Source organism: Rhizobium mongolense USDA 1844 (assembly GCF_000419765.1).
GTDB classification, from domain to species: Bacteria; Pseudomonadota; Alphaproteobacteria; order Rhizobiales; family Rhizobiaceae; genus Rhizobium; species Rhizobium mongolense.
On record NZ_ATTQ01000010.1, the window covers coordinates 117459 to 140665 of the forward strand.

26 protein-coding genes are annotated in these 23207 nt (G+C 60.9%); 16 read left to right on the forward strand and 10 right to left on the reverse strand.

The features are described 5' to 3' along the window. Window positions 1-7 precede the first annotated feature (7 nt). Together A3C3_RS0120385 and A3C3_RS0120390 are read right to left on the reverse strand one after the other, a co-directional pair. Window positions 8-700 carry a DsbA family protein gene (locus A3C3_RS0120385; protein WP_028739832.1) on the reverse strand — a complete coding sequence of 231 codons (693 nt, stop codon included), beginning with the start codon at window positions 698-700 and terminating at the stop codon, window positions 8-10. A gap of 286 nt (window positions 701-986) precedes the next feature. After that, window positions 987-1475 carry a DUF721 domain-containing protein gene (locus tag A3C3_RS0120390; protein WP_028739833.1) on the reverse strand — a complete coding sequence of 163 codons (489 nt, stop codon included), beginning with the start codon at window positions 1473-1475 and terminating at the stop codon, window positions 987-989. Between the two features lie 97 nt (window positions 1476-1572). On the opposite strand from A3C3_RS0120390, the gene mutY reads away from it, so the two are divergent. Beyond that, a complete protein-coding gene (gene mutY, locus A3C3_RS0120395; RefSeq protein ID WP_022716436.1) occupies window positions 1573-2664 on the forward strand; it encodes an A/G-specific adenine glycosylase in 1092 nt (363 codons plus the stop codon). 3 nt (window positions 2665-2667) lie between these two features. Then, window positions 2668-3285, forward strand: coding sequence for an HAD family hydrolase (locus A3C3_RS0120400; protein ID WP_022716437.1), 618 nt, complete (start codon window positions 2668-2670; stop codon window positions 3283-3285). A gap of 120 nt (window positions 3286-3405) precedes the next feature. On the opposite strand, the gene A3C3_RS0120405 is transcribed toward A3C3_RS0120400, so the two are convergent. After that, entirely contained in the window at window positions 3406-4536 is a 1131-nt protein-coding gene (locus A3C3_RS0120405) for a site-specific DNA-methyltransferase (protein ID WP_022716438.1), read from the reverse strand. 97 nt (window positions 4537-4633) lie between these two features. Between A3C3_RS0120405 and A3C3_RS42680 the strand changes: the two genes are divergently transcribed. Continuing rightward, a complete protein-coding gene (locus tag A3C3_RS42680; RefSeq protein WP_051154499.1) occupies window positions 4634-4873 on the forward strand; it encodes a nucleotidyltransferase family protein in 240 nt (79 codons plus the stop codon). Between the two features lie 433 nt (window positions 4874-5306). Here the strand turns inward: A3C3_RS42680 and A3C3_RS0120420 are convergent, their stop codons facing one another. Continuing rightward, entirely contained in the window at window positions 5307-5657 is a 351-nt protein-coding gene (locus A3C3_RS0120420) for an antibiotic biosynthesis monooxygenase family protein (RefSeq protein WP_022716440.1), read from the reverse strand. After that, window positions 5654-5983: an NIPSNAP family protein gene (locus A3C3_RS0120425; protein WP_022716441.1), complete on the reverse strand. Its 330-nt coding sequence runs from the start codon at window positions 5981-5983 to the stop codon at window positions 5654-5656. Before A3C3_RS0120425 ends, A3C3_RS0120420 begins: the two co-directional genes overlap by 4 nt. Window positions 5984-6056: 73 nt before the next feature. Between A3C3_RS0120425 and A3C3_RS0120430 the strand changes: the two genes are divergently transcribed. Next, on the forward strand, window positions 6057-6743 hold the full coding sequence (locus A3C3_RS0120430) for an ArsR/SmtB family transcription factor (RefSeq protein WP_022716442.1): 687 nt from the start codon (window positions 6057-6059) through the stop codon (window positions 6741-6743). A 120-nt stretch (window positions 6744-6863) separates the two neighbouring features. Further along, entirely contained in the window at window positions 6864-7553 is a 690-nt protein-coding gene (locus A3C3_RS0120435; protein ID WP_022716443.1) for an HAD family hydrolase, read from the forward strand. Window positions 7554-7572: 19 nt separating this feature from the next. On the opposite strand, the gene A3C3_RS0120440 is transcribed toward A3C3_RS0120435, so the two are convergent. Further along, window positions 7573-8223 (reverse strand): hypothetical protein, encoded by a 651-nt coding sequence (locus A3C3_RS0120440; RefSeq protein WP_028739834.1) that lies wholly within the window; start codon window positions 8221-8223, stop codon window positions 7573-7575. A 206-nt stretch (window positions 8224-8429) separates the two neighbouring features. Between A3C3_RS0120440 and thrC the strand changes: the two genes are divergently transcribed. The 4 genes from thrC to A3C3_RS0120460 are packed head-to-tail and all read left to right on the forward strand — an operon-like array spanning window position 8430 to window position 14697. Beyond that, on the forward strand, window positions 8430-9821 hold the full coding sequence (gene thrC, locus A3C3_RS0120445; protein WP_376774877.1) for a threonine synthase: 1392 nt from the start codon (window positions 8430-8432) through the stop codon (window positions 9819-9821). Between the two features lie 25 nt (window positions 9822-9846). After that, complete coding sequence (locus tag A3C3_RS0120450) at window positions 9847-11145, forward strand: M16 family metallopeptidase (protein WP_022716446.1); 1299 nt, start codon at window positions 9847-9849, stop codon at window positions 11143-11145. A 28-nt stretch (window positions 11146-11173) separates the two neighbouring features. Continuing rightward, window positions 11174-11788, forward strand: coding sequence for a GNAT family N-acetyltransferase (locus A3C3_RS0120455; protein WP_022716447.1), 615 nt, complete (start codon window positions 11174-11176; stop codon window positions 11786-11788). Further along, window positions 11785-14697, forward strand: a complete 2913-nt coding sequence (locus A3C3_RS0120460; protein ID WP_022716448.1) for a sensor domain-containing phosphodiesterase — start codon at window positions 11785-11787, stop codon at window positions 14695-14697. The genes A3C3_RS0120455 and A3C3_RS0120460 overlap by 4 nt, the downstream gene beginning before the upstream one ends. A 164-nt stretch (window positions 14698-14861) precedes the next feature. Here the strand turns inward: A3C3_RS0120460 and A3C3_RS0120465 are convergent, their stop codons facing one another. Both A3C3_RS0120465 and A3C3_RS0120470 read right to left on the reverse strand, forming a co-directional pair. Continuing rightward, window positions 14862-15947: a zinc-binding metallopeptidase family protein gene (locus tag A3C3_RS0120465; protein WP_028739836.1), complete on the reverse strand. Its 1086-nt coding sequence runs from the start codon at window positions 15945-15947 to the stop codon at window positions 14862-14864. Window positions 15948-16079: 132 nt separating this feature from the next. After that, a complete protein-coding gene (locus tag A3C3_RS0120470) occupies window positions 16080-16685 on the reverse strand; it encodes a YqgE/AlgH family protein (protein WP_022716450.1) in 606 nt (201 codons plus the stop codon). 141 nt (window positions 16686-16826) lie between these two features. Here A3C3_RS0120470 and A3C3_RS0120475 point away from each other — a divergent pair, with 141 nt between their 5' ends. Continuing rightward, window positions 16827-17669: a protein-disulfide reductase DsbD domain-containing protein gene (locus A3C3_RS0120475; RefSeq protein WP_022716451.1), complete on the forward strand. Its 843-nt coding sequence runs from the start codon at window positions 16827-16829 to the stop codon at window positions 17667-17669. A 69-nt stretch (window positions 17670-17738) separates the two neighbouring features. Next, a complete protein-coding gene (locus A3C3_RS0120480; protein WP_022716452.1) occupies window positions 17739-18224 on the forward strand; it encodes a peroxiredoxin in 486 nt (161 codons plus the stop codon). Window positions 18225-18269: 45 nt separating this feature from the next. Here the strand turns inward: A3C3_RS0120480 and A3C3_RS0120485 are convergent, their stop codons facing one another. Continuing rightward, window positions 18270-19085, reverse strand: coding sequence for an oxidoreductase (locus tag A3C3_RS0120485; protein WP_022716453.1), 816 nt, complete (start codon window positions 19083-19085; stop codon window positions 18270-18272). Window positions 19086-19163: 78 nt separating this feature from the next. Here A3C3_RS0120485 and A3C3_RS0120490 point away from each other — a divergent pair, with 78 nt between their 5' ends. The 5 genes from A3C3_RS0120490 to A3C3_RS0120505 all read left to right on the forward strand — a co-directional run bounded on the left by A3C3_RS0120490 (window position 19164) and on the right by A3C3_RS0120505 (window position 22833). Then, window positions 19164-19601 (forward strand): winged helix-turn-helix transcriptional regulator, encoded by a 438-nt coding sequence (locus A3C3_RS0120490; protein ID WP_022716454.1) that lies wholly within the window; start codon window positions 19164-19166, stop codon window positions 19599-19601. Between the two features lie 587 nt (window positions 19602-20188). After that, the gene (locus A3C3_RS47950; protein ID WP_267890062.1) at window positions 20189-20311 is read left to right on the forward strand and encodes a hypothetical protein; all 123 of its coding nucleotides are present in this window, start codon (window positions 20189-20191) and stop codon (window positions 20309-20311) included. Further along, window positions 20308-21048, forward strand: a complete 741-nt coding sequence (locus tag A3C3_RS38850) for a metal ABC transporter ATP-binding protein (RefSeq protein ID WP_022716456.1) — start codon at window positions 20308-20310, stop codon at window positions 21046-21048. The genes A3C3_RS47950 and A3C3_RS38850 overlap by 4 nt, the downstream gene beginning before the upstream one ends. Continuing rightward, complete coding sequence (locus tag A3C3_RS0120500; protein ID WP_022716457.1) at window positions 21045-21917, forward strand: metal ABC transporter permease; 873 nt, start codon at window positions 21045-21047, stop codon at window positions 21915-21917. The genes A3C3_RS38850 and A3C3_RS0120500 overlap by 4 nt, the downstream gene beginning before the upstream one ends. Before the next feature lie 16 nt (window positions 21918-21933). Beyond that, a complete protein-coding gene (locus A3C3_RS0120505; RefSeq protein ID WP_022716458.1) occupies window positions 21934-22833 on the forward strand; it encodes a metal ABC transporter substrate-binding protein in 900 nt (299 codons plus the stop codon). Between the two features lie 18 nt (window positions 22834-22851). Here the strand turns inward: A3C3_RS0120505 and A3C3_RS0120510 are convergent, their stop codons facing one another. Next, on the reverse strand, window positions 22852-23160 hold the full coding sequence (locus tag A3C3_RS0120510; RefSeq protein ID WP_022716459.1) for a Dabb family protein: 309 nt from the start codon (window positions 23158-23160) through the stop codon (window positions 22852-22854). Between the last annotated feature and the right edge of the window lie 47 nt (window positions 23161-23207).

Below are 23207 nucleotides of genomic sequence, written 5' to 3' on the forward strand. Positions count from 1 at the left end.
GTACGGATCAAAGCAGGCTGTCGATGAGGGCCGACATGGTGTCAACCGGCATGTCTCCAGAATAACGCTTCCCGTTGATGAGGAAAGTCGGCGTGGCATCGATGCCGAACTCCTTGGAGCCCCTTTCCCGCGTGGCGTTCACTTCATCCAGAAGCTTCTGGTTCGTCAAGCACTTCGTAAAACTATCCTCACTAAATCCAGCGAGTTTGGCCATCTGGAGAAGTGCAGCACGGCGATCTTCAGCGGCGGCCCAGGTTTCCTGCTGCTTGAAAAGCATGGAAACCATCGGAAAATACTGTTCCGGCGTGCTCAATTCTTCCGGCTTGGAAGCGTTGCAGCGAGCGAGCATGAAGGCTGCAGCAGCTGCCGGATCGAACGGGAATTCGCGGATGATGAAACGCGCCTTGCCGGTGTCCACGTACTTCTTCTTGATCACGTCGAAAGTCGTGTTGTGGAAGTGGGCGCAATGCGGGCAGGTCATCGACATATATTCGACGATGGTCACCGGCGCATCTTCCTTGCCGAGCGCCATTTCTGGCAGCGGGCCCGGCTTCAGCACTTCCACCATGTCGACATCGCCAGCCGGCTGCGGAAGTTCGGCTGCTGCGTTTGCCGTGCCGGTAACCACAAGTGTCGCGGTCGCGGCGGCCATGCCGCTCAGAAGCTGGCGTTTCGTCAGTTGTATTTCAGAGATCAGCATGGGTTCCCCTAATCGAGAGTGGCGGCTGAATGTGCGATATAACGGCACGCGGCCGCGAACAAGGCACGCTTCGGCAACTTTCTTCAAAGAATTGTGACCTTGGTGGGACGAAAGCTGACGTTGCGCGCCGCATCTGCAATTTCAGTTTTGCCAAAAGGCGGCAGGCGTATTTCTGCCAGTCTGGAACAGCCTCCGTATTTGAACGCTGCTTTTCTCAATTCTATAAGCAATGGGGACCCGTTTCTCGAATACAAGAATGCGAACGAAGACGGTTTTTCAAAGTCCGTTATCTGCTCCGCTTCCCCAGCACCGCCGTGCCCAGCCGCTTCACCGCCTCGCGCAGCTTGTCGCCCTCGATGCCTTCCATCATGTCTTCAAGCTTTCGGGCAGCCTCGCCCTTCAGGGGCGGCGGAGAGCGAGAGCGCTTGACCGCTTGCGAAACGGGCTTCTGGACGATGCGGATCTGGTGGACGGCAGCAAAGCCGAAGAAGCTGTTGATGCGCTGGATGAGTTCGCCCTGCGCGTGCGTCAAAAACAGAGCACGCGCGCCTTCGCACGCAATCGTCAGGACGCCGGGTTTATAGGTGCCGACTTCATTGCCGCGCGCCCAGGCGATCTTTTCCGGACGTGTGCAGTCGGCGAAATCCTCGCCGGCAATTTCATCCCAGGAACCGAGCAGCGCGGTGTTGATGCCGGCCCGTTTTGCAAGCACCGGGTCGATCAGGCCGTTCGCCAGTTCGGATATTTGCTTTTCAGCTTTACGTGGATAACTCATGGAAACCTTCGGATGCCGCCGCCAATCGACGCTACCACCTTGATCGCGCAGCATTGCTCCGCCAAGTATAGGGCACTTCCCCGTCCCGCGGCAAATGATGACATCAACGACCCCCGACGCCCCTTCCGCAACGCCTCTTCTCGACTGGTACGACCGGCATCACCGCGACCTACCCTGGCGCGTCTCCCCGCCGATGGCGGCGCGTGGCGTGAGGGCCGATCCCTATCGCGTCTGGCTTTCGGAAGTCATGCTGCAGCAGACGACCGTGCAGGCCGTGAAGCCCTATTTTGCCAATTTCCTGGCGCGCTGGCCAACGGTTCGCGACCTCGCCGAGGCGCCGAACGACGATGTCATGGCAGCTTGGGCGGGGCTCGGCTACTACGCCCGCGCCCGCAATCTCAAGAAATGCGCAGAAGCGGTCGCCACGCAACATGACGGCGTCTTTCCGGACACGGAGGACAGCCTGAAATCGCTGCCGGGCATCGGCGACTATACGGCAGCGGCGGTCGCGGCGATCGCCTTCAACAGGCAGGCTGCCGTCATGGACGGCAATGTCGAGCGTGTGATCTCCAGGCTCTACGCGATCGCGACACCGCTTCCAGCCGGCAAGCTGCTGATGAAGCAGAAGGTGGCGCTGTTGACGCCAGCCGACAGACCCGGCGATTTCGCGCAGGCGATGATGGATCTCGGCGCGACGATCTGTACGCCGAAACGGCCGGCCTGTTCGCTCTGTCCGTTCAGGGGATCGTGCGAGGCGCTTCGCCTGCATGATCCCGAGCAGTTTCCGGTGAAGGCGGCAAAGAAGGAAAGGCCGGTCCGGCGCGGTGCAGCTTTCGTCGCCGTGACCGCTGACGGCGAAATCCTCCTGCAGCGGCGGATTGCAAGCGGGCTGCTCGGCGGCATGACGGAGGTGCCGACGACCGCTTGGACATCGCGGGCGGATGGGGAAACGTCCGCGGATGCAGCGCCCTTCCCGGCACAATGGGAACCATGCGGCAGCGTCATCCATGTCTTCACGCATTTCGAACTGCGGCTTTCGATCTACCGCACTGCGATCCCATCGCGAATTCAGACTGATGACAAATGGTGGGAGCCGGTTACAAATCTTGAAGCGCAGGCACTGCCGACCATCATGAAAAAAGCGATCGCCACCGCTATTCCTCTTGCGTTTGCAATGCCCAAGGGATGACACATGACAGCATCAATAAATCATATCGTTTTTGATATTGGCAAAGTTCTTATCCACTACGATCCGAATATTCCCTACAGCCGCCTCATTCCCGACGCCGCCGAACGCAAGTGGTTTTTCGACAATGTCTGCACGCATGATTGGAACGTCGAACAGGACCGCGGACGCACCTGGGCGGATGCCGAAGCTCTCCTGATTGAAACCCATCCGACGCGTGAAGAGCATATCCGCGCCTTCCGCAAGTACTGGCACGAAATGGTGCCACATGCCTACGAGGACAGCGTCGCGATCATGGAAGCGCTGATTGCGGAAGGCCGCGATGTCACAATGCTGACGAACTTCGCATCCGATACGTTCCGCGAGGCGCAGAAGCGCTTTGCCTTCCTGACGAAACCGCGCGGCGTCACCGTTTCCGGCGATGTCGGGCTAATCAAGCCGGATATCGCGATCTATGAAACGCATACGAGGAGCTTCAGCCTCGAGCCGGCGGCGACGATCTTCATCGATGACGCGCCTGCGAATGTCGAAGGCGCAAGGGCGGCAGGATGGAACGCCGTGCTTTTCACCGGTGCCGACAAGTTGCGCAGCGATCTTGCCGACTATGGCGTAAGGGCAAGGTGACGGATTGGCGTTGAAAAGAAAAGGCGCCCGGGGTGTTGATCCCGGGCGCCGTAGGCCCTCTTCCGCAACTGGAGGTACAAAAACCGGAAGAAGGTAGTCTCGATCAGGTCAGGCCGCTGCTCATTCCGCCTTCGCCAGATCACTGCGGATCACAGATCTCAAATCGTCGATGGGGCGCAGGGATTGCCCGTCGTCGAAGTGCCAGAATGTCCATCCGTTGCATGCATCAAGCCCCTGCACTTTCGCGCCGAGACGATGAATCGAACCGGCCTCGCCGCCGGAGGCAACCGTGCCGTCGGCGCGGACAATCGCGCTGTAGCGGCGGCGGGCATCAGTCAGCACCTGGCCGGGTTTGATGAGGCCGCTTTCCAACAGGGCATTGAAGGCGACGCGAACCTCCTGCTTCTTGCCGGTCATGACGGTCAGCTCTGCCTTGCCGAGCGGCTCGACGGCGGCAATGCGGGCAGACGCCGCATCGATATAGTCCTGTTCGCGCTCGATGCCGACGAAGTGGCGGCCGAGGCGCTTGGCGACAGCGCCGGTGGTGCCGGAGCCGAAGAACGGGTCGAGTATGATGTCGCCGGGTTTCGACGACGCCATGATGACACGGGCGAGCAGCGCCTCCGGCTTCTGCGTCGGATGAACTTTCTTGCCATCGTCGCCCTTCAGCCGTTCGCCACCGCTGCAGATCGGGAACAACCAGTCGGAACGCATCTGCACGTCGTCGTTGGCAGCCTTCATCGCATCGTAGTTGAAGGTATAGCTCTTGGCCTTCGCGTCGGGGCTCGCCCAGATCATCGTCTCATGGGCATTCTGGAAGCGGCGGCCCTTGAAGTTCGGCATCGGGTTGGTCTTGCGCCAGATGATGTCGTTGAGAATCCAGAAGTTCAGGTCCTGCAGGGTCGCGCCGACCCGGAAAATGTTGTGATAGGAGCCGATGACCCAGATCGTGCCGGTAGGCTTCAGCACGCGGCGGCAGGCAAGCAGCCAAGCGCGGGTAAAGGCGTCGTAGGCTTCGAAGGATGCGAACTGATCCCACGCGTCATCGACGGCATCGACAAGCGACTGGTCCGGACGATGGAGCGTGCCGCCGAGCTGGAGATTGTACGGCGGGTCAGCGAATATGACATCGACAGAATTGGTCGGCAAAGCTTCGAGGGCTGCAACACAATCACCCTTGATGATCGTGTCGATCCAAGAACCCGGTGTTGCGGAGGTCTTGAGATCGGCAAGCGGAAAAACTGACGCCATATGGATACTCGCTTATACACATTACGCTTTTACTCGCCGTTATGGTTACTCAAGTTGGTTACCAAAGCCTGAACCGGTGGATGATTTCGGGAAATAAATGCAGGACGCGGAAATAAAGTCGCCGCCGCGCCAAACTTCCTTCGCGAAAAGAAACGAAGCCATTGAGAGACTGAAGCGACGGGCCGACGCCATCCGGGCGCTCGGTGCAACTTCGCTCTACCTTTTCGGTTCGGTCGCGCGTGAGGAGACAGGCCCGGCGAGTGACCTCGACTTCATCGACTCCATCCGGCAAGCCGCGTCAGCGCCTTCGGTCTCATCGGCATCAAACTCTTCCTAGAAGACGAGAGCAACTGCTCATCGATGTTCGCGATACCGGACAACCCTCCATCCCCTGTCGAAGGACAGGTCGAAAATTCCGCCTTGCAGGTCGTTTGATCCCCCGCGAGGTCCGGCACATTCTAGCGAATATCCTTCAGGCAATTGCCATCATCAAGACAGTAATTGCCGGCAAGCCGTTCGCCGACTACCGGAACGACAATCCTGCCTCTCGCTCTGGAGCGGGTCATCTCGAAAGCCAGCCGCGGCATTCGGACAATTTCAAGAACGCGCGGCCGGAAATTGCCCGGGCCGCGTCAAGGCGGTCGAAGCCGTGCTGCGGCACGAATATCATGGCGTTTTCCGACAGGATTATCCGGGGCGCCATCGTGGATGAACGTCCCGAAAGTCCGGATCGCTGTCGCGGCCATTCAAAGCAGGTGGATGAAGCCTGACTAAGCCGCATCATGCACCTGCCGGCTATCGACCGGCGTTTCCGCCCGCTCGAACATGCCGTAGTCTCGAACCACATGGCCGATGCGCAGGCGGTAGTCGGCGAAGATGCCGTTGCGGCCGGCCTTCTGCGCGGCGCGGTGGGCTTCGAGATTGCGCCACTCTGTGACCGCCTCCTCGTCACGCCAGAAGGACAGCGACAGCAGCTTGCCGCGCATCGTCAGGCTCTCGAAGCGTTCGATGGAGATGAAGCCGTCAATCGTTTCCAGTTCGGCGCGCAGGTCGCCAGCAAGGTCGAGGTATTTGTGGCGTTCGCCCATATAGGGCACGACTTCGAAGATGACGGCGATCATGGCAGCACCGGCGGAGAATGAGGGACGGACACGTTCTTCAGGAAGATGCGGTCTTCCTTCAGGATGAAGCGCTCGCGTTTGGCGAATTCATAGTTCTCCTTGCCGAGCGGATCGGCTGCGAGGCGGGCGCGATAGGCTTCATAGGCGGCGAGGGTTTCGATGTTGTAGACGCCGTAGGCTGTCGTCGCGGACCCCTCGTGGGGGCCGAAATAGCCGATGAGATCGGCACCGTTGCGCGGAATCGCCTGCCCCCAGGCACGGGCATACTCGGTAAAGGCATCCTTCTTGAAGGGGTCGATCTCGTAGCGGATGAAGCAGGTCAGCATCACGTTTCTCCTTTGCTTGTGAAAGGCGTTTTCGCACATTGTGCGACGACGATGCTTCGGTTACGATCGAAGTATGAAAGAAGGACCGGATATTGCCCAGATCGGAGCGCTGATCGGTGATCCTGCCCGCGCCAACATGCTGGCTGCGCTGTCGGGCGGCAGGGCCTTAACGGCGACCGAGCTTGCGGCAGTGGGTGGCATCACCCTGCAGACGGCGAGCACGCATCTCGCCAAGCTAGAAACCGGCGGCCTGCTTACCCAGCGAAAGCAGGGCCGCCACCGCTATTTCACACTCGCAGACGAGGCAACTGCCCTGCTGATCGAGAGCATGATGGGTTTCGCTGCCAGCCGCGGACATCTGCGCCACCGGCCGGGTCCGAAGGAACCGGCGCTGCGCAAGGCGCGCATCTGCTACGACCATCTGGCCGGCGATTACGGCGTGCGCATGCTCGACAGTCTCGTGGCTTCGGGTGCGATCGACGCAATCGGCGAGGGATTGTCGGTCACCCCGAAAGGCGAGAGCCGGCTGCAATGCATCGGAATAGATGTCTCCGGCCTCAAATCGTCCCGTCGCCCGCTCTGCCGCTCTTGCCTCGACTGGAGCGAGCGCCGCGCGCATCTGGCCGGCAGTCTCGGCAAGGCGCTGCTTTCGACTTTCTTCGACAGGGGCTGGGCGCGACGGACGGCGGGAAGCCGCTCGGTGATCTTTTCGCCCGAAGGCGAGCAGAAGTTCCTGTCGCTCTTTCCGCTGGAAGCCTGAGCCGCCAAACGTCAGCCGCGAGCCGCCCGCGCGGCGCATTCCAGCCATGCCGGCGTGCCGGTTGAGCTTTCGACGGCCATCGTGTAAATCGCATCATCCCCCAACAAGGCTTGAGAGTACATGGACGGCTTCGACCTCATTATCTTCGACTGCGACGGCGTTCTGGTCGATTCCGAAATCATCGCGGCGGATGTGGAGTCCAAGCTTCTGACCGACGCAGGCTATCCGATCAGCGGCGAAGAGATGGCGGAGCGCTTCGCAGGCATGACCTGGAAGAACATTCTTCTGCAGGTGGAGCGCGAAGCGAGCATTCCGCTTTCCGCCTCGCTGCTCGACAAATCCGAAAAGCTGCTCGACCTGCGCCTCGAACGGGACGTGCAGGCCATTCCCGGCGTCGAGTTCGCCATCTCGCGCCTTGATCTGAAGCGTTGCGTCTGCTCGAATTCCAGCACGCACCGGCTCGACATGATGCTCGGCAAGGTGGGACTGAAGAAGCTGTTTGCTCCAAACGTCTTTTCCGCAAAAGATCTCGGGCCGGATCGCGTCAAGCCGAAGCCGGACATCTTCCTGCATGGCGCCGAGATGATGGGAGTCTCGCCGTCGAAGACGGTCGTCGTCGAAGATTCTGTCCATGGGATCCATGCGGCACGTGATGCCGGCATGCGCGTCATCGGCTTCACCGGCGCATCGCATACCTATTCCTCGCATGCCGACCGCCTGACGGATGCCGGTGCGGAGACGGTCATCTCGCGGATGAAGGATCTGCCGGGCGTCGTTGCTGCTCTTTCGGAATGGGCTGGCGTCCTCTAAAAGTGGGACGGGCCGGCTCTTAGCTGCTCTTCTTGGTCTTCGCAGCCGGGCCCTGATCGAAACCGATATTGACGCGAACCAGCGCGCCGGAGCCGACGGGCAGCTTGAAGCCGTCCTTGCGGAAGAGGACCTGAGCGGCCGTCTGCCCTGCCGGAATTTCGGCAGTAAACGGGACCACTTCCGAGGTGACCACATCCTGGCCGTCGAAGGCGGTGATCCGGACCGGCAGCGTGACGCGGCCGGGGCCGCCGGCCGGGCCGGCGATCAGGCGGATCTGCGCCACGACAGTCATCGTCAGGTTCTGTTCGTTCAGCGTGCACTGACGCGTGTAGTCCCCGATGGCCGCCTGATGGACGATCTGGCTGTTGTCACCTTTCTTGCCCTTGGCATAGGTGCGGAAGATCGCGTCCTGATCCTTCATGAAAATCTGCGGGCAGGAGCCCTGGACGACCGGCTGCGCTGTACCTTGGACGTTGGTCGCGGTGCCGATCGGCTTGTCGCTGGAAGACGGATTGGCGGGCGCAAGCGGCATGATCTGGGCATTGCCGTTTGGCTGCGCCGGCGCTTCGGCGGACTTGCTTTCGCCGCCGACGCCCAGGGAATTGCAGCTTGCAAGGAGAGCGGCGACTGATACGGAAACAAGGAGACGCGAGACTTTGCCGAACACGATTATTCCACCCTCTTACAAAGTTTCTGGCAGGCCCGAAGTCTTGCTTGCAGGGCCTTTCGTGACAGTTTGCGATGGTCTATATCAGCGGCGCAAAGAAAAATCGATTGGGTAAGCACCGTTTTGACGCACATTTCGATCTGCTGCAACTTCGGCGCCTGGATCCTCTATCCGGATTTCCTCCGGCCATAACGTCAAGGATGAAGAACGTGGACTATATCTCGACCCGCGGCGAGGCCCCATCTCTCGGCTTTTGCGATGCGTTGCTGACGGGTCTTGCGCGCGACGGCGGCCTCTATGTCCCGCGGCAATGGCCGCATTTCTCCAAGAAGGAAATCCGGGCGCTGCGCGGCAAGAGCTACCAGGAGATCGCGTTTGCGATCCTATCGCCCTTTACGAACGACGAAATTCCCGCCGCCACATTCCGGGCGATGATCGACGAAGCTTATGGCACCTTCCGCCATCCGGCGATCGCCCCGCTCGTCCAGACGGGACCGAACAGCTTCGTCATGGAGCTTTTCCACGGCACCACGCTCGCCTTCAAGGACGTGGCGATGCAGCTTCTGGCACGCCTGATGGACTATGCGCTGGAAAAGCGCGGCGAGCGCGCGACGATCATCGGCGCAACATCGGGCGATACGGGCGGTGCGGCCATCGACGCCTTCGCCGGTCGCGAGCGCACCGATATTTTCATCCTCTTCCCGCACGGCAAGATCTCGCCGGTGCAGCAGCGGCAAATGACGACCTCGACGGCTCCCAATGTCCACGCGCTGGCGGTCAAGGGCAATTTCGACGACTGCCAAAACCTCGTCAAAGCGATGTTCAACGACACCGCCTTCCGCGACAAGGTTCGCCTTTCCGGTGTCAACTCGATCAACTGGGCGCGCATCATGGCTCAGATCGTCTATTACTTCACGACGGCGATCTCACTCGGCGGGCCGGATCGTAAGATTTCGTTTACGGTACCGACCGGCAATTTCGGTGACATTTTCGCGGGCTACGCGGCCAAACGCATGGGCCTGCCGATCGGCAAGCTGGTGATCGCGACCAACGAGAACGACATCCTCGCCCGCACGATGAAGGCCGGCCGCTACGACATGCAGAAGGTCAAGGCGACGACCTCGCCGTCGATGGACATTCAGATTTCGTCGAATTTCGAGCGCCTGCTTTTCGAAGCCTATGATCGGGACGCTTCCAAGGTGCGCCATGCGATGGACAGCCTGAAGCAGTCGAATGGCTTCGAGATCGCGCCGAAGGCGCTTGCCGCCATCAAGAAGGACTTCCGCGCCGGCCGCGCCAGCGAGAAGCAGGTGGCGCAGACGATCAAGAATACCTACGCCGAAACCGGCTATCTTCTCGACCCGCATTCGGCAATCGGCGTCTTCGTTGCCGCCAAGCACGACAAGCCGAACACGCCGATGGTGACGCTTGCGACGGCGCACCCGGCAAAATTCTCCGCCGCGGTAAAATCCGCCTCCGGTATTGACCCGGCGCTTCCGACGTGGCTTGCTGGTCTGATGCTTAAGGAGGAGCGCTTCCAAGTCGTCGATCCGGAACTTAAGGCCCTTGAAGGTTTTATCGGCAAGCACGCCCGGACGTAATGCGGCAGGCGCAGAAAGATAGCCAATGACAGTTGAGTGCACCCGGCTCAAATCCGGGCTGACAGTAGTAACCCAGACCATGCCGCATCTTGAAAGCGTCGCTCTGGGCGTCTGGATCAAATCGGGTTCGCGCAACGAAACGGAAGACGAGCATGGCATAGCCCACCTGCTCGAACACATGGCTTTCAAGGGTACCGCACGCCGCTCGGCTCGCGACATCGCCGAGGAAATCGAGGATGTGGGCGGCGAAGTGAACGCGGCCACCTCGACCGAAACGACGTCCTACTACGCCCGCGTGCTGAAGGATTACGTGCCGCTCGCCGTCGATATTCTCGCCGACATCCTGACCGAATCGGCCTTCGAGGAAGACGAGCTCGAGCGCGAGAAGCAGGTGATCCTGCAGGAGATCAATGCGGCGAACGACACGCCGGACGACGTGGTCTTCGACAAGTTTTCCGAGACCGCCTATCGCAACCAGACGCTCGGACGCGCCATCCTCGGCACGCCGGAGACCGTCGTCTCCTTCTCGCCGCAACAGATCCGCAACTATCTCGGCCGCAACTATACGACCGATCGCATGTTCGTCGTTGCCGCCGGCGCAGTCGATCACGACGAATTCGTGCGCATGGTGGAACAGCGCTTCGCGAGCCTGCCGACCGCGCCGAGCGCGCCGCCGGTCATCGAGACCGCCCGCTATATCGGCGGCAGCGTGCGCGAGACGCGCGACCTGATGGACGCGCAGATCCTGCTCGGCTTCGAGGGCAAAGCCTATCATGCCCGCGACTTCTACTGTTCGCAGATCCTTGCCAACATCCTCGGCGGCGGCATGTCCTCCCGCCTCTTCCAGGAAGTGCGCGAGATCCGCGGCCTTTGCTATTCGATCTATGCCTTCCACTGGGGCTTTTCCGACACCGGCATCTTCGGCATCCATGCCGCAACAGGCGGCGAGAACCTTCCCGAACTCGTACCGGTGATCATCGACGAGTTGCATAAGTCGGCCGGCTTCATCGAGCAGAAGGAGATCGAGCGTGCCCGTGCGCAGATTCGCGCCCAGCTTCTGATGGGGCAGGAAAGCCCTGCTGCCCGCGCCGGCCAGATCGCCCGCCAGATGATGCTCTACGGCGGCCCGATCTCCAATCAGGAAATGATGGAACGGCTCGAGGGCATCACCATCGAGCGTCTCACCGATCTCGCCGGCCGGCTGTTCTTCGACACTGTGCCGACGCTTTCGGCAATCGGCCCGCTGGAGCAACTGGCACCGACGGAAGATATCGTCGCCTCGCTGTCCGCTCCCCTGCCGCAGTCGAAAACTGCAAGCCGCTGAGCCGCGTTCCATCTGCCGGGAGTGATCGATGCCAAAATCGGTTTTTCGATTCCTGTCGCGGCAGCCGGAGGCGGTGGAGCTCGAGAACGACCGCTATGCGCTGCGGCTTCCACGCTATCAGGATTTCAACCAGTGGCACAAGCTGCGCTCCGCCAGCCGCAAGTTCCTTGAGCCCTGGGAACCGACATGGCGTCGCGACGAGCTGACAGAGGGCGCGTATCGTGCCCGCGTCATCCGCGGCAAGCAGGAATACGCGTCCGGCCAGGCGATCCCGCTGTTCCTGTTTCTGAAACCAGACATGGAACTGCTCGGCGGGATCACGATTGGCTATATCCGCCGCGGCGCGGCGCAGAGCTGCATGATCGGCTACTGGATGGGCGAGAAGCATGCCGGCCAAGGCCATATGTTCGCCGCACTTCAGTTGGTTATACCCTATATCTTCGCAGGGCTTGAGTTGCACCGTATCGAGGCAGCCTGTATTCCGGAGAACGCACGAAGCATTCGCCTGCTTGAGAAAGCCGGGTTTCAGCGGGAAGGCTATCTGCGCGGATACTTGAAAATAAACGGTCAGTGGCATGATCACGTGATGTATTCACTGCTTGCCACCGATACGGATACAGGCAGGAAAACCGACAGCCGATGACCACGAACCGCATGCTGCCCAAATCACCGTCCGGCCGATTGATCGCGGTGATCGCAGCGCTTTTCCTGTCGATGCTTGCATTGGCTGCAGGCGTTGCGCAGGCGGCGGAACCCGTGAAGATTTCCCGCGACGACACCGCGCTCGACTTGACGGCGACGACGGAAATATATGCCAATCAGGGCGAGGCCTTCCAGGTCTCGACGGCCGCAGGCGCAGACGGCATCCGCCGGCGCATCGAGGTGCGTGCCAGCTCTGAAAACCACCAGGGCGACTGGGCCGTCTTTGCGCTCGCCAATGTCTCGGAAGAACAGCTCGAGCGCGTCATCGTCGCTCCGCATTTCCGCCTCGTGAATTCCAAGCTTTTCTGGCCGGACCTCGGCTCGCAGCGCATCATGGCGATCACGCCGAGCGAGGGCTTTGCGCTCGACCGCCAGCCGAGCGACGAGGCCGACGTCTTCCGCATCACTCTGAACCCCGGCGCTGTCATCACCTTCGTCGCCGAGCTTGCGACGCCCGAGCTGCCGCAGATCTACCTGTGGGAGCCGGACGCCTACAAGGACACGATCAACGCCTTCACGCTCTACCGCGGCATCGTGCTCGGGATTGCCGGCCTTCTGGCCGTGTTCCTGACGATCCTCTTCGTGGTCAAGGGCACCTCTATGCTGCCGGCAACGGCGGCACTTGCCTGGGCGGTGCTCGGCTACATCTGCGTCGACTTCGGTTTCCTCGGCAAACTCGTCAGCGTCGCCTCGGCGGACCAACGAATATGGCGCGCCTGCGCGGAAGTGGCGCTGGCGTCGAGTTTCGTGATCTTCCTGTTCACCTATCTGAACCTCAACCGCTGGCACACACATCTCGGCTATGCGACGCTTGCCTGGGTGCTCGGCCTCGCTCTGCTCTTCGGTGTCGCGATCTATGATCCGTCGATCGCCTCCGGTATTGCGCGGCTCTCCTTCGCGCTGACGGCGACGATGGGCATCGTACTCATCATCTATCTCGGCTTCAACCGCTACGACCGCGCCATCCTGCTGGTGCCTGCTTGGGCGCTGATCCTGGTGTGGATATTCGGGGCTTGGCTGACAGTTACCGGCCGGCTCGACAACGACATCATCCAGCCGGCGCTGGGCGGCGGCCTCGTCCTCATCGTTCTGCTGATCGGATTTACGGTGATGCAGCACGCCTTTGCGGGCGGCGCCTTTCAGCAGGGTCTGTTTTCCGATCTCGAACGCCAGTCTCTGGCGCTGACCGGCTCCGGCGACATGGTGTGGGACTGGGATGTGGCGCGCGACCGCGTCGTCACCATTCCGGATGTTTCCATCAAGCTGGGCTTGTCGCCGGGGACCATGCATGGCGCAGCTCGCAACTGGCTGCCGCGGCTTCACCCGGACGATCGCGACCGATTCCGCGCGACGCTGGACGTGCTGCTCGAACATCGTCGCGGACGGCTGAACCACGAGTTCCGCATCCGCGCCGAGGACGGGCATTTCCACTGGCTGCTGATCCGCGCGCGGCCGGTGCTCGGCTCGAACGGCGAGATCATCCGCTGCGTCGGCACGATCGTAGACGTCACCGAGCAGAAGAATTCCGTCGAGCGGCTGCTGCATGATGCGCTGCACGACAATCTCACTGGCCTGCCGAACCGCCAGCTCTTCATCGACCGCCTGCAATCGGTGCTGGCGCTTGCGCCCGGCGGCGAAACGCTCAGGCCGACGGTGATGGTGATAGATATCGACCGCTACAAGCTGGTGAACGATTCGCTTGGCGTCGCAGCCGGCGATAACATTCTGATCGCGCTGACCCGCCGCCTGCGTCGTCTTCTGAAGCCGCAGGATACGCTGGCGCGCATTGCGGGCGACCAGTTCGGTCTCATTCTCGTTTCCGAGCGCGATCCAGCGAAGGTCGCCGATTTTGCTGATGCCGTCAGCAAGGCGATCATGGTGCCGATCAACTTCGGCAATCGCGAAATTATTCTGACGGCCTCGATCGGTCTCGCCTCCTGGGTAGACCAGCAGGAAAACGCGGCCGGAATGCTGAGCGATGCCGAGCTTGCCATGTATCGCGCTAAGCGCGCCGGCGGCAACCGCGTCGAGCCCTTCCGCCCCGCCTTCCGCGATTTCGGCGCCGACCGCCTGCAGCTCGAATCCGATCTCCGCCGCGCCATCGAGCGCAAGGAGCTCTCGATGGTCTACCAGCCGATCGCGCGGCTGGAGGATGTCGAGATTGCCGGATTCGAGGCGCTGATGCGCTGGGAGCATCCGAAGCGCGGCAACATCCCGCCGTCCGAATTCATCCCGATCGCCGAGGCGTCGGACATCATCGGTCCGCTCGGCATGTTCGCGCTCGAACAGGCGACCAGTGACCTGATGGCCTGGCAGAACCAGACCGGCGAGCTGCCGATCTTCGTCTCGATCAACCTGTCGAGCGTGCAGCTCCTCAACAACGAGCTCTATGACGACGTGCGCTCAGTTCTTTCGAAGACCCATTGTGACCCGTCGCGCCTGAAGCTGGAGCTGACGGAATCCATGGTCATGGAAAATCCGGAACAGGCACGGCTTGTGCTGCAGAAGCTCAAGGAAGCTGGCCTCGGGCTGGCGCTCGACGACTTCGGCACGGGCTACTCGTCGCTTGCCTATCTTACCCGCTTCCCCTTCGACACGATCAAGCTCGACAAAGCGCTCGTTCGCGATGACAGCGACAAGAAGGCAACCATCCTCAGGTCGGTCATCTCCATGGCGCGCGAGTTGGAGATGCAGGTGGTCGCCGAAGGCATCGAATCCAACGAGGATGCCATCGAGCTTGCCAAGATGGGCTGCAGCTACGGGCAAAGCTACCTCTTCGGCCCGCCGATGGGCTCCGATTCCGTGCTGCGCCTGCTGAAGGAACGCTTTCCACTGACGAAGCGGGCTTAGGTCTTTCAAATCAATGCTGGCGCCTACCCCTCACCCTGTCCTCCCCCGAAGGGAGAGGAAGCCGAGATACCCGTTACCTCGTCGATACAACCGAGAGCTTTGCGAGCCTCAACCGCATGCCCCTTCTTCCCGTGGGGGAGAAGGGGCCGCAAGCGGATGAGGGGCTACGCCGCAGCCTTCCGCGACATCGCAGACGCGACCTGAATGATCTTGTGCAGATATTCCAGCTTCGCGACGACAGCCCGCGATAGCACGAAGGGATAGGAATCCGGCTGGCCCATGCTGCGCTGAATGGCGTTGATCGCGACGCTGAGCGGAACCCAGGCGCTGACGAGCTGTTCAGCGCTTTCCGCCCTGTATGGATTGAAATCCACTTCCGAGGCCATTTCCTCATGGCCGCGGGGATCGATGGCGATGCCAAAGGCGCGGGCCGTTTCCAGCGTATCAACGATATGGAGGTAGTGCGCAAAGCACTCGGCAAAATCTTCCCACGGATGTGAGGATGCATAGGCGCTGATGAAGCTCTCCCGCCAGCCGAAGGGAGGACCGCTGGCATAATGGTTCTGAAGGGCTGCGCCATAATCCTGTCGTTCGTCCCCGAAGGCGGCGCGGAAGGCATCTAAGCCGTTCCTGTCCCGCACGAGCTTGTTCCAGACGAAGTGGCCGGCCTCATGGCGGAAGTGGCCGAGCAGCGTGCGGTAAGGCTCGTTCATCATGGTGCGCGCTTGTTCGCGGGTGGCGTCATCGGCTTCCGCCGCACGGATGGCGATCAGGCCTTCCTCGTGTCCGGTCATCGCGGGGAGGATATTGCCGTCGTTCTGAACCGTATCTTCGAGGAAATCGAAAACGAGGCCGCCGACGGGATCTTCCTCGCGATCCGGATGCGGCAGGTTCCAGCGCAGCAGCGAATAGAACAGATGGCGCTGCGCCTGGCTGATACGGCGCCAGCGGGCGATGCCGTCCTGGGTTGCGGTGTTCGGCACCAGCCTGTTGTGGCGGCAGGCGATGCAAAAATCATGGGCGTCCTCATCCGCAAGCAGCCAGTTGCAGATATCGAGACCGGCATTGGCGCAGAAGCGGATCCTGCGCTCCGGGCGTGCGACGAGCTGCCACTGCATTTCATCGCGCGGCTCGAGCGCGTGCACGGAGAGATCATCCGGCAAGAAGCCCAGGCGATGATTGCAGCGGACGCAATGGCGGTTGTCGAAGTGGACGACCTGGTCGCAATTATCGCAGGCGAAGAGTCTCATGATTACCTCGACGAATGGTGACGAACCAAAATGCCTGCTGCGCGGTGCGCAACAGGCATTTCGGCGGCGCGCCATCTGGCACGCTTGCCGGAAGAAAACGTCACGATAACGAAATCGTTCCTGGATTAGATATCACGCATGTCCGGCTTCGGCGGAAAGCATGGCGGCCGTGATGCCCATGCCCGCGAGAGCGCGCTCGTATTTGTCGTCCAGATTGCGGTCGAAGATCAGCGCCTCATTGGCGGCGCAGGTCAACCAGCCGTTGCTCGCAACTTCCATTTCGAGCTGGCCGGCACCCCAGGAGGAATAACCGAGCATCATCGTGGCCCTCTTCGGCCCGCCGCCCTTGGAAATCGCGCGGACGATGTCGAGCGTCGCCGTCAGGCAGATATCGTCGCTGATCGGGATGCTGGAGTCGCTTATATAGTCATCGGAATGCAGCACGAACCCGCGGCCGCTTTCCACGGGACCGCCTGTTTGGATCGGGAAGTCCCGGGCATGGTCCGGCAGGACTATCGGCTCCTGGTCGTTGACCATTTCGAGATGCAGCAGCACGTCCGTGAAGGTAAGGCTTTGGGCGCGGTTGATGATGAAGCCCATGGCACCGGCATCGGAATGGGCGCAGATATAGATGACCGTGCGGAAGAAGTTGCTATCTTCCATGCCCGGCATGGCAATCAGGAACTGCCCGTCGAAAAAGCCGCGTTCCCGTCTGTTTTTCAGCGTGGATAAGGACATACTTCCTCCTGCTGCCAGACCGTTACCAACAGCCCTATAAAAGAAACATGGGGCAATGCCGCAGATCAATCAACTGAAAATGAAGAATTAGATGGCCGAACTTCTGGCAGCGAAAGGCGATTTTCGATAAACCGTTGTTCCATGACGATTATTTTTCTCGGGTTTCGCCAGTTTCTGAACGTAACCATCTGCGCCGCCGCGCTGGCCGGTTCGCTTGGGCCGGCGCGCGCCGAGATGAGCGGCTGGATCGACAATGAGGGCGGCCGGATGCGGCTGATCGCGCTGCCGCCCGGCCGGGACGGCACGATGCGCGGTGCGCTGCAGATCGAGCCGAAGCCCGGCTGGATCACCTATTGGCGCGAGCCCGGCAACAGCGGAATACCGCCCCAGATCACGGTCGCGCCCGAAAGCGGCATCACGCTGACGGCAATCCGCTATCCCGTGCCAAAACATCTCGTCGACGGTAAGATAGACGACATCGCCTATGACGCGCCCGTTTCGCTGCCGCTGACCTTCTCGGCCAAAGACGCCTCCCGGTCGCTCGAACTGAAAGCGAGCGCGTTCATCGGCATCTGCAAGGATATCTGCATTCCGTTCCAGGCCGAATTCTCGCTTCCAATCGCTGCCGCCAATCAGTCCCGGCCGGAAGAGGAAGCGATCCTCAGGAATGCCGAGGCCTCCCTGCCGGAAAAGCCGACGTCGCAGTTCACGGTGATGTCCCACACATTCTCTGAGGACATGAAAGAGCTCTGGCTGCAAGTTGCCTTGCCCAACGGGGGCGACACCGCACCGGAGGTGATCCTCACGGGGCCAAACGGATATGTCTTCACTAGGAAGCTGATGAGCAAGCGCGACGGAAAGAATTTTTCAACGTCGATTGCCGTCGACAAGCTGCCGAAGAACTATGAAATCGCCCGCAAAAGCTGGAGCGTTCTGATCATCGACGGCGGCCGCGCCATGGAGACGCCGCTTGCCTTTGACTGACCGGCTTTTATAGTCGGCGGCAACCCCGCAGCTGCCCCCACCGCGATTATAAACACCAAGGAGAATCCTATGACCATCGCAATCGGCGATAAGCTTCCTGCAGCCACATTCAAGGAAAGGACGGCCGACGGACCGGTCGAGGTTTCGACGGATCAGCTCTTCAAAGGCAAGCGCGTCGTGCTTTTCGCCGTACCCGGGGCCTTCACGCCGACCTGCTCGCTAAACCATCTGCCGGGCTATCTCGAAAACCGCGATTCCATCCTCGCCAAGGGCGTCGACGATATCGCCGTTCTCTCCGTCAACGACTGGCACGTCATGGGCGCCTGGGCCGAACAGTCCGGTGGCATGGGCAAGATCCACTTCCTCGCCGACTGGGACGCCGGCTTCACCAAGGCGCTCGGCCTGGACACTGACCTTTCCGCCGGCGGCCTTGGGGTGCGCTCCAAGCGCTATTCGATGCTCATCGAAGACGGCGTCGTGAAATCGCTGAACGTCGAGGAGAGCCCCGGCCAAGCCACGATCTCAGGTGCGGCCACGATGATAGAGCAGCTCTGAGAGGGCCACAGAGAAGGCGTGGAGAGGCGGCCGAACCCAGCCGCCTCAGACCGGTAAATTATTGTATTTTCGTAGATTCTTGTCGACCAGGAATTCCGGCAGGAAACGACGCATGAGGCTGACTTGGCCCGCCAGTTTTCCCGCGGTGTAGCGCCTTTTCGGCGCGGGATCCGCGGCGGCTTTCACGACGGCTTCTGCCACAACTTCGGGGGCGTCGCCGGTTTCGACGCCGCTCCGCATTTGTCCCTCCATCTGAGCGCGAACCGTGTCGTAAATGGGCAGCAACCGATCAGGCCTAGTGAGGTTTTCTTCAAACGACGTGCGGGTGAAGCCAGGCTCGACAAGCACAACCCGAATGCCGAACGTGCGCAGTTCATGATCGAGCGATTCCGAGTATCCTTCGATCGCATGCTTGGTCGAAGCGTAAAGAGCATTATAGGGAGACGGAATTAGCCCCAGAATGGAACTCATATTGATGATTCTGCCCATGCGTTGGCGTCTCATGACCGGCAACACCGCATTTGTCACGCGGAGAACGCCGAAGACATTCACATTGAACAAGGCTTGAGCCTGCGCAGGTGAGGATTCCTCGGCGCCGCCGAGCAAGCCAATGCCGGCATTGTTGACAAGCAAATCGATGCGTCCAGCTCTGCTTAGAATCTCATCCACGATCTTCTGTACAGAAGCGTCATCGGTCACATCGCAGATCAACATCGTAACACCGTCTACCGTTTCGGCTACCGCTTTCCGGCTGGTTCCGAACACGCGATAGCCAGCGCGCTTCAGGGCTTTGGCCGTTGCCAACCCAATGCCTGATGATGCGCCTGTGACTAGGGCTACGCCACGTTCCGTATTGCTCATGTAACTTCAATTCTCCTGTGGACTGTCTGTCACTATAACGTTAGTATCATTTTGAGAGTAAGTCACTATCAAAATGATATGAACGATCAGAATCTTTTAAATGAACCGTGCCCCATCGCGCGCAGCCTGGCATTGGTCGGCGACGCGTGGAGCATCTTGATCCTCAGGGACGCGAATGCAGGCCTTACTCGTTTTGACGAGTTCCGCAAAAGTCTCGGCATTGCACCCACGATCCTGACACGTCGTCTCGCCATGCTGACGGAGGAAGGTTTGCTGGAAAAGCGGCGCTACTTGGAGCGACCCCCACGGGAAGAATACGTGCTGACGGCTGCCGGTCGCGACTTTCTACCGGTGCTCTTCATGATCGGCGCATGGGGGCGCAAGCACCGTGGCGGTGGTAAGCTGACACGGTTCCTGGACGCTGAAACTGGAATCGAGATTGAGCCCGTCGCCGTGGATGGCGTTACCAGCGCAAGGATCGGAACTCGGGCGATACGCGTTGTTAAACCCGAATGATTGAGGAATGCTCGCAGGAAGATCCTCCCTGCCACCAGATACGCATAGGCAGCTTATGACCCCTTCGTGATTGCATGCGCCTTTTGCTAAACGTGGCCCCCATAAAGCCCGGTACCCAAACCACTGGCGGGTGGCCGTTCAGAGCTTGGAAAGACCATTGCGGCAGGTCTGACCGGGAAGGACAGGAGAAGTCGGCCTAACGCCCGTGCCGTTTAACAGACCGCAGAGTTTTCAGGACTGCAAGCAACCGGCGCCCCATCAGCATGAGGAACCGACAAGGGCTATCAGACCAGCATCGCTAAAATGCGTCAGTGGTCCCTCGACCATATCTTCCTCCGAGAAAGAGCACGTGTCGTAATCTGACCGATCAAAGCGCCCTCATCCAGAAGCTCTCCTTCCGCGGAATTCCCGGCTAAAAAGCGACACTGGCTCGGTCTGACTTTTGCAACATGACAGGCGAGCCTTTTGACTTCGGTCCGTATGGTATCTGCCCTTTTGTTTTTCGGTCGGCTCGCCAACGCCCTCAATTTGCCATATTTGTTATAACATAACCTGTAATGTTATTACATTTAAGAAGCGCATCCCCTATGAAGAGATTGCCTTTCGCCTCCGGTCTGCTCCTGCCCTCTGCTGTCTCCCGCGTCGCCTGCGTGCTCGTTCTCGTCGGGGCACTCTGGACGGCGATCCATTGGGCAATCGTCCTGCCATGAGCGGCGCGCTGATCACCCTCGACAACCTGTCCGTCGCCTATGATCGTCACCCAGCGGTGCATCATGTTTCCGGCTCTATTCTCCCAGGCAGCCTGACGGCGATCGCGGGGCCGAACGGTGCAGGTAAATCGACGCTTCTGAAAGCAATTATGGGCGAGCTGCGGCCCGCCGAGGGGCGGATTTCCCATAGGCTGCAACGCACGGATTTCGGCTACCTGCCGCAGGCGGCCGAAATCAACCGACGCTTTCCGATCTCGGTCTTCGACGCCGTGCTGCTTGGTGCTTGGCGTAGCAGCGGTGCCTTCGGGCGCGTCTTGGCGCATGAGACCGGCAAGGCTCGCGAAGCGCTTTCCGCAGTCGGGCTCGAAGGTTTCGGGAAACGCCATATCGGTTCGCTGTCGGCCGGGCAGTTCCAGCGCGTGCTTTTTGCCCGGCTGTTGCTGCAGGATGCCAAGCTCATCCTGCTCGACGAGCCGTTCACAGCCATCGATGCCCGCACGACAAAGGACCTGCTCGATATCGTCGCGCGCTGGCACGGCGACGGGCGGACCGTCATTGCGGTGCTTCACGACTTCGACCAGGTGCGGGCGCATTTCCCCGAGACGCTGCTGATCGCGCGGACGCTGATCGGCTGGGGGCCGACCGGCGACGTCCTGTCGCCCGCCAATCTTCTCAAGGCGCGCGCCATGGCCGAGCGCTGGGACGAGGATGCGAGAGCCGGCGAGCCGGCGGCATGACGGCCTACGACATCTTCCTCGCGCCGTTTGCGGATTACGGTTTCATGCGCCGCGCGCTCGTCGCCTGCCTCTGCCTCGGTCTCGGCGCCGGCCCGATCGGCGTCTTCCTGATGCTGCGGCGCATGAGCCTGATGGGCGATGCGATGAGCCATGCCGTGCTGCCGGGTGCGGCGATCGGCTACCTCGTTGCGGGATCGCTGTCGCTGACCGCCATGGGCATCGGCGGCCTTATCGCCGGGCTCTCCGTCGCGCTGCTTTCCGGCATCGTCAGCCGGACGACGGTACTGCAGGAGGATGCCAGCTTCGCAAGTTTCTACCTCGCGTCGCTGGCGCTCGGCGTGCTGATCGTTTCGCTGCGCGGATCGAATATCGACCTGCTGCATGTGCTCTTCGGCACCATTCTGGCGATCGACGCTCCTTCCCTCGTCCAGATCGGCGCGATCACCTCGACCACGCTCGTCGTTCTCGCCGCGATCTACCGGCCGCTGGTAGCCGAATGCTTCGACCCGGGGTTCCTCAAAGCCGTCGGCGGGCGGGGACCGGTCTATCATGTGCTTTTCCTGCTGCTGGTCGTCCTCAACCTCGTCGCTAGCTTCCAGGCGCTCGGCACGCTGATGGCCGTCGGATTGATGATGCTGCCGGCGGTAATCGCGCAGCTCTGGTCGCGCAGCCTGCCGTCGATGATGGCGATCGCAGTGATCAGCGCCACCTTCTCCGGCTATCTCGGGCTTATCGCTTCCTACCATCTCGAGCTCGCCTCCGGCCCGACCATCATCATGACGGCGGCGGCAATCTACGGGCTTTCCATCCTCTTCGCGCCGTCGGGCCTTGCCCGGCGCCTCTTTCCCCGCCCGCGTCTTGCAGGCTGAACTCAAGGAGACTTCGATGATTTCCCGCAAACTGCTTCTTTCCGCGGCCCTTCCCGCGCTGATCGCCTTTTCGTCCGTACCAGCCTCCGCCGAAACCCTGAAGGTAGTTGCCTCCTTCACCGTGCTTGCCGATGTCGTCAGCCAGGTCGGCGGCGACCACGTGAACGTCACGAGCCTCGTCGGCCCGAATGGCGACCCCCATGAGTTCGAGCCGTCGCCTGCCGACGCCAAGCATCTGAAGGCCGCGCAGGTGACCTTCGTCAGCGGCGAAGGCCTGGAGGGCTGGATGGACCGGCTGATTACCGCTTCCGGCTACAAGGGGACGCCGGTCACCGTCTCCGACGGCATCAAGACCCGCACGATGGAAGAGGACGGCGAGACCGTGACCGATCCCCACATCTGGAACAGTCCGGTCAACGTGAAGGTCTGGGTCGCCAATATCGAGAAGGCGCTATCGGCCGCCGATCCGGCGGATGCCAGCATCTTCAAGGCCAATGCCGAGCGCTACACGAAGACGCTCGACGCGCTTGACGCCTATGCCCATTCCAAATTCGACACGGTTCCGGACGTCCGGCGCAAAGTGCTGACGAGCCACGACGCCTTCGGCTATTTCGGCCGCGAGTACAACGTCAGCTTCCTAGCGCCGCTGGGCATGTCGACCGAAACGGAGGCGTCTGCCGCAGACATCACCAAGCTGATCGAGCAGATCAAGGCCGAACACGTGAAGACCTATTTCTTCGAAAACTCGAACGATCCCCGACTCGTCAGGCAGGTCGCCAAGGCAACAGGTGCGGAACCCGGCGGCGAGCTCTATGTCGAATCGCTTTCGGATGCGAAGGGACCGGCGCCGACCTACGAGAAGATGTTCCGCTACAATGTCGACCAGATCGCCGCCGCGATGGCAAAATCGAGCTGATTGGCGCCGCGGCTTCCCTCAGAGATTGAAATCAAAGACCAGGAGGCCGGCAAGGCCTCCATCCGTCGAGGAGACGATGCGCTCGCCGACGGCCACATGCTCGGGATGCACGAGATAGGCATCCCGCGCCTCGGCATTTTCGAAGGTCACCACGAAGCCGTCGACGAAGCCGCCATGCAGCCCTTCCGGCGAGACGTTTGGGCCATATCTGACATCGAGGATGCCCGGGATCACCTGCTTCAGCGCCACGACCGATTCGAGCAACGCCTGCTTCTCCTCGCCCGTCATGGCAGCCTTCAGCCGCAGCAATACGCAATGCAGGATCATATGGTGGTCTCCTATGGCGTTGCCGGCAGAATAGAGGGAACGAGGAA